The organism is Mycobacterium sp., from assembly GCF_040509115.1.
GTDB lineage: Bacteria > Actinomycetota > Actinomycetes > Mycobacteriales > Mycobacteriaceae > Mycobacterium.
On record NZ_JBEVLO010000417.1, the window covers coordinates 21,094 to 27,529 of the forward strand.

6 protein-coding genes are annotated in these 6,436 nt (G+C 67.9%); 2 read left to right on the plus strand and 4 right to left on the minus strand.

The features are described 5' to 3' along the window. Complete coding sequence (gene ilvN / locus ABW137_RS28915; protein ID WP_526405190.1) at positions 1 to 510, minus strand: acetolactate synthase small subunit; 510 nt, start codon at positions 508 to 510, stop codon at positions 1 to 3. Next, a complete protein-coding gene (locus tag ABW137_RS28920) occupies positions 510 to 2,345 on the minus strand; it encodes an acetolactate synthase large subunit (protein WP_526405201.1) in 1,836 nt (611 codons plus the stop codon). The genes ilvN and ABW137_RS28920 overlap by 1 nt, the downstream gene beginning before the upstream one ends. Positions 2,346 to 2,735: 390 nt before the next feature. Here ABW137_RS28920 and ABW137_RS28925 point away from each other — a divergent pair, with 390 nt between their 5' ends. Next, the gene (locus tag ABW137_RS28925) at positions 2,736 to 3,134 is read left to right on the plus strand and encodes a PH domain-containing protein (RefSeq protein ID WP_526405192.1); all 399 of its coding nucleotides are present in this window, start codon (positions 2,736 to 2,738) and stop codon (positions 3,132 to 3,134) included. Between the two features lie 53 nt (positions 3,135 to 3,187). Here the strand turns inward: ABW137_RS28925 and ABW137_RS28930 are convergent, their stop codons facing one another. Continuing rightward, complete coding sequence (locus ABW137_RS28930; RefSeq protein WP_526405194.1) at positions 3,188 to 4,021, minus strand: DoxX family protein; 834 nt, start codon at positions 4,019 to 4,021, stop codon at positions 3,188 to 3,190. 127 nt (positions 4,022 to 4,148) lie between these two features. On the opposite strand from ABW137_RS28930, the gene ABW137_RS28935 reads away from it, so the two are divergent. Continuing rightward, positions 4,149 to 5,270, plus strand: a complete 1,122-nt coding sequence (locus ABW137_RS28935) for a PQQ-dependent sugar dehydrogenase (protein WP_526405196.1) — start codon at positions 4,149 to 4,151, stop codon at positions 5,268 to 5,270. 3 nt (positions 5,271 to 5,273) lie between these two features. Here ABW137_RS28935 and ABW137_RS28940 read toward each other — a convergent pair. Beyond that, positions 5,274 to 6,436, minus strand: a 1,163-nt coding sequence (locus ABW137_RS28940) for a sensor histidine kinase (RefSeq protein ID WP_526405198.1), incomplete at its 5' end; no start/stop codon positions are given.

A 6,436-nucleotide genomic window follows, 5' to 3' on the forward strand; every position in this document is an offset into this window, starting at 1 on the left:
TTACTTGACGCCGGAGATGCCGCGCGGACCGCGGGCAAGCGTCACCATGCCCGACTGGGCGATCTCACGAATGCCATAGGGCTCCAGCAGCGCCAGCAGCGCCTCCAGCTTGCCAGGCGTTCCGGTGGCCTCGACCACCAGCGACTCGGCAGAGACGTCAACGACCTTGGCGCGGAACAGATTCACCGCTTCGATGATCTGTCCCCTGGTCGCGGCGTCGGCGCGCACCTTGATGAGCGCGAGTTCGCGAGACACCGAGTTGTCCTCGTCCTGCTCGACGATCTTGATCACGTTGATCAGCTTGTTGAGCTGCTTGGTGATCTGCTCGAGCGGGAAGTCCTCCACCGAGACGACGATCGTCATCCGGGACAGGTTCTTCTGTTCGGTCGCACCGACGGCCAGCGACTGGATGTTGAAGCCACGCCGCGAGAACAGCGCCGCGACACGGGCGAGCACACCTGGCTTGTCCTCGACCAGCACCGAGAGCGTGTGGGTCGTGATGGTGCCCATTACGCGTGCCCCTCGTTGCCCTGGTCGTCGAACAGCGGCCGAATGTTGCGCGCCGCCATGATCTCGTCGTTGCTGGTGCCCGCGGCCACCATCGGCCAGACCTGAGCGTCGGCACCCACGATGAAGTCGATCACCACGGGGCGGTCGTTGATGGCGCGGGCCTGATTGATGACGTCCTCGACGTCTTCAGCTCGCTCACAACGCAATCCGACGCACCCCATCGCTTCAGCCAGCTTGAGGAAGTCCGGGATGCGGCGGCTGTGGGTCGCCAGATTCGTTTGGCTGTAGCGCTCGTCGTAGAAGAGCGTCTGCCACTGGCGCACCATGCCGAGGTTGCCGTTGTTGATGACGGCGACCTTGATGGGCGCACCCTCGACGGCGCAGGTGGCCAGCTCCTGGTTGGTCATCTGGAAGCAGCCGTCCCCGTCGATGGCCCACACCTCGGCCTCGGGGCGGGCGAACTTCGCGCCCATCGCGGCAGGCACCGCGTAACCCATCGTGCCGAGGCCACCGGAGTTCAGCCACGTCTTCGGGTTCTCGTACTTGATGAACTGGGCGGCCCACATCTGGTGCTGCCCAACGCCCGCCACGTACACCGCGTCCGGCCCGGCGATGCGACCCAGCGTCTCGATGACGTACTCGGGGCTCAGGCTGCCGTCGCTCTGCGGGCCGTAGCTCAACGGGAAGGTCGCCTGGACGCTGCGCAGGTACTCCCACCAGTCGTCAATGTTGAGCGTCGCGGAGGGTGTCCCCCGGTCGCTCCGCTCCTGCCCGCCGGTGCCGATCCCCCGGTCGCTGCGCTCCTGCCCGCCGAAACCGTCGCGGCGCAGCGCCTCAAGCAGATCGGTGATGACGTTCTTGACGTCACCGACGATCGGCACGTCGGCGTTGCGGTTCTTGCCGATCTCGGCCGGGTCGATGTCGGCGTGGATGACCTTCGCCTCGGGGGCGAACGAGTCCAGCTTGCCGGTGACCCGGTCGTCGAAGCGGGTGCCGAGCGCGATGAGCAGATCGCTCTTCTGCAGTGCGCCGACCGCGGCGACGGTGCCGTGCATGCCAGGCATGCCCAGGTTCTGGGGATGGCTGTCGGGGAAAGCGCCGCGGGCCATCAGCGTGGTGACCACCGGAATGCCCGTCAGTTCCGCCAGATCCATCAGTTGGGCGGTGGCCTCGCCGCGGATCACGCCTCCGCCGACGTACAGCACCGGCTTGCGGGCCGCCGCGATCAGCTTGGCGGCCTCGCGCACCTGCCTGCTGTGTGGCTTGGTGTTCGGCTTGTAGCCGGGCAGGTCGATCTTCGGTGGCCAGCTGAACGTGCACTGGCCCTGCAGCACGTCCTTGGGGATGTCCACCAAGACGGCACCGGGACGGCCCGATCTGGCGATGTGGAACGCCTCGGCCATCACCTGTGCGATCTCGTCGCCGCTGCGCACCAGGAAGTTGTGCTTGGTGATCGGCATGGTGATGCCGGAGATGTCGGCTTCCTGGAAGGCGTCGGTACCGATCAGGGCGCGGCCGACCTGCCCGGTGATGGCGACGACGGGGATCGAATCCATCTGGGCGTCGGCCAGCGGGGTGACGAGGTTGGTGGCACCCGGGCCAGAGGTGGCCATCATGACCCCGACCTTGCCCGTCGCGTGGGCGTACCCACTGGCGGCGTGACCGGCACCCTGCTCGTGGCGCACCAGGACGTGGCGGAGCTTCTGCGAGTCGAACAGGGGGTCGTAGACCGGCAGCACGGCGCCACCGGGGATGCCGAAGATGACGTCGACGTCGAGCTCTTCGAGTGACCGGATTACCGCTTTGGCACCCGTCATCTGTTGCGGTGCAACAATTCTCGACTGCGGCGCGGGTGTGCTGGTCGCGGCAGGGGTGCCGCTGGCACGTTGAGCCGGTTCCGGTGGTCGCGTGGTCGGTGCGCTCACGATGTCCTCTTTGGTTCGGTCATTGGTGTTCGGTTTGGTGCTCGGGCAACAAAAAACCCCCGTCAGCGAATGCTGCACGAGGGTTGCGCGTCGGTGCTCGTAGGCTTGACTGTCATCCAGTCGGGTTACGCACCAACGCGCGAACCAATTACTACGAGAATTCCGACGGTCTGCATAACCAGTGACGGTAGCCCCCGCACAGCTAAATGGTCAAATTCCGTCGGTGGGAACCGACCCGGGCAGCGTGCCGAGCCGCCGACACGGCGGAGGGAACCGTCGAGCCGGTGGAAAGATGGCGACGTGAGCTCCCGATCGGCCTCGGCCGCCCCGCCCTCCGTCGTCATCAGAATCTCACCGATGGCGCACCTCGCGGTGGGCTTCTTCACGCTCGCGCTGTTCACGTTGATCCTCGCGAATCCGGCCTGGTTCGCGCCGCTGCTGATCATTCCCGCGCTGGTGTCGGCGGTGGTGATTCGCTACCGCACGACCGCCGACGCGGACACCGTCACCGCGCGCACACTGTTCGGCCGCCGGACGGTGTCCTGGGAGGAGATCGACGGGTTGCGCTTCGACCGCGGACACTGGGCCTCGGCGCACCTCAAGGACGGCTCGGACCTGCGACTGCCCGCGGTGACCTTCGGGACGCTGCCGCAACTGACGGCCGTCAGCGAGGGCCGCGTGCCGAACCCCTACGAATAGATCGGGCTGGCGCCTAGATCATTGGGCTGGCGCCTAGATCAACGGGCAGGCGCCTAGACCAGCGGGTTGGCGCCGTTGAGCAACACCCACCCGCCGACGCCAGCCCCGATGCCGACCAGCAGCGCGAACGCCGAGCCGATGAATGGGCGTCGGGCCCACCCGCGGCCGGCGTCCAACCCGTAGCGGCCGGGACCAGCCAGCGTGAGCGCCGCGGCCACCACGATCAGGGTGACCAGGTACTCGTGACCGTCCGGCAGGAAGAACCTGAACTGCGGCCCGTCCGGCTGCGCGGCCACGGCGGCCAGCAGGGCGTTGACGTAGTAGGCGACCGCGCCTGCGGCGGCCAGCGGGGTGAACAGTCCGAGGACCAGGAGCACGCCCGCCGCGATCTGCCCGCCCGAACCGACGTAGGTCAGGATGTTCGCGTACTTGTAGCCGGCATCGCTGAGCGACTGCTCGAAGCCATTGATGCCCTGACCACCCCAGAGGCCGAACGCCTTCTGCACGCCGTGGGCGATGAGCAGCGCGCCGAGCCCGACGCGGAGCACCATGAGGCCGAGGTCCTGGGTACCGCGGCGACCCGTGGCGGCGCCCTTGCCGTCGGTTGCATCGGGCTCGATCTCCGTCGGCTCCGCCGAATGAGGAGGAGCACCACGGTCGGTGGGCTGGACATATGGCAACGGTTCCGGGTCGCCGAGCAGGCCGTATGCCGCCTTCTCCTGCCCGGTGTTGGTGTCGTACCGCGGGATCGCGGTGGTCTCGAAGTCACCTGCGTAGGTCGATGATGGGAGGTCGTCCTCGGGGTCGACCAGGCGAGCCGACGCGGGCCGCGCGGTGCCGTCTTCGGGCCTCTGCCATGGGCGCGGATCGTGTGAAGTACTGGTCACGTTGCCCAGCGTAAGTGCAATTCAGCTGCTAATCGCGGATTGGCGCGGGCTTTCGCGTCGCTATTCGTGCCGGTCGCAGGGACACCGACGTGGCGCGCACCGCCCAGCGATCCGTAATCTGGCCTGCATGAGTCTGCGCCGGCCGAAGCGGGGTGTGCTGGTGGTGCTGTGCGCGGCGTTGCTGGTCGGGTCGGGATGCGCCCGCTTCGACGAGACGCAGTCCGAACCGTTCACCACCGCACCCCAGCTGGCGCCGCCTCCGAGCACGCCCCCGGAGCCGCCGCCGCCGCTGCCCGCCCAGCCATTCCCCAAGGTGTGCCCCGCCGAGGGCGTCATGCAGGGCTGCCTGGAGAGCACCAGCGGCCTGATCATGGGCTCGGACAGCAAGTCCGCGCTGGTCGCCGAGCGGCTCACCGGCGCGGTCAAGGAGATCGCGGTCAACGCCGAACCCACCGTCAAGCTGGTCATTCCCGTCGACCCGTCCGGCGACGGCGGGCTGATGGACATCGTGCTGTCCCCCACCTACTCACAGGACCGCCTGATGTACGCCTACGTCAGCACCCCGACCGACAACCGGGTGATCCGCATCGCCGACGGCGACGTTCCCAAGCCGATCTTCACGGGCATCCCCAAGGGTGCGACCGGCAACATGGGCGCCCTGATCTTCACCAGCCCGACCACGCTGGAGGTGCTGACCGGCGATGCGGGCAACCCGGCTCTCGCCGCCGATCCGGCTTCGCTGGCGGGCAAGCTGATTCGGATCGAGCAGCCGACGACGGTGGATCAGGCACCGCCAACCACGGCGCTCAGCGGCATCGGCGCCGCGGGCGGACTGTGCCTCGACGGTGCCGACGGATCGCTGTACGTCACCGATCGCACCGCGACCGGTGACCGTTTGCAACGCATTACCAGGGATTCGGTGGTCTCCACGGTGTGGACGTGGCCCGACAAGCCGGGAATCGCCGGCTGCGCCGTGTCCGAGGGCACGGTGTTGGTCAACATGGTCAACACCAAGCAGACCGTCGCCGTGCGGATGGCGCCCGACACCGGCGCCGTCACTGGCGAGCCTGAGGTGATCCGCCAGGACAAGTTCGGGCATGTGTGGGCGTTGCAGATGTCACCGGACGGCAACGTGTGGGGCGCGACGATCAACAAGACCTCCGGCGACGCCGCGCGGCTCGACGACGTCGTGTTCCCGCTGTTCCCGACCGGCGGCGGCTTCCCGCGGACCGACGCCGAGAACACCTGAGCATCAGCTCGGCCGCGGGCCGGGCAACCTCAGCATCATCCGCGTGCCGCCCATCGGACTGACCTCCAATGCGGCTGTTCCGCCGTGCAATTCGGCCTGCTGAGCGACCAGGGCGAGTCCCAGCCCGGAACCCGAGCGGGCGGCGGTCGTGCCCCGGTGAAAGCGCTCGAACACCTGGTCTCGCTCCTCCTCCGGAACGCCCGACCCGTTGTCGTCGACGGCGATCTCCACGCCGGTTCCCGAGCTCAGCACGCTGAGCCTGACCTCGGTTGCGTCGCCGTGCTTGACGGCGTTGGCGATGGAGTTGTCGATCACCAGCCGCAATCCCGCAGGCAATCCCAACATCAGCACCGTCGTCGACGACCCCAGCGAGACGTCGAGGCCCGGATAGTTGCGCATCGCATCGTGCGCCGCCCGGTCGAGTAGCTCGGTGACGTCCACGGGCACGAAGTCGTCGGCCGTGGTCAACTCGCCCTGCGCCAGCCGCTCCAACGCCGTCAGCGTCGCCTCGATTCGGCCCTGGGTGCGCATGACGTCGCCGATGACTTCCTTGCGCTGCTCATCGGCGAGATCCAGCGTGGACAGCACCTCCAAGTTGGTTCGCATCGCGGTCAACGGCGTCCGGAGTTCGTGGGAGGCGACCGCGGCGAAGTCCCGCGCCGATTCGAGGGCCGCGCGGGTGCGCTGCTGTTCGTCGCCGATGCGCGCCAACATGCCCTCCACGGCTTCGGAGATCTCCACCGCCTCCCACACCCCGCGCACCTGCACCTCGTCGGGATTTGACTGCGCGTTGATCGCCCTGGCCTGCTGGGCGAGCAGCCGGAACGGGTTGACCATGATCAGCGAGATCACCCAGCCGATGAGCAGCGTGCCGACGATCACCCCGAGGCAGATCCAGAACACCCGCCAGTGCAGCGCATCGATGCGGGACTGGGCGTCGGCCATGGGTGCGCCGAGCGCGATGGACGCCGTGCCGGTCTTGATGGTGCGGACCCGGTACTCGACGCCCTCGATGGAGATGTCGGAGTAGCCGCTGTCGAGTTCGGGCAGCACGATGTCGCCGGGGATGGAGACCGTCGCGCCGGCGATGCGCGCGGTGCGCACCAGTCCACCCTCGGTCGGTTCAGGACCGATGCCCTCCTGGGCGCTGCGCAGCAGCGTGTTGA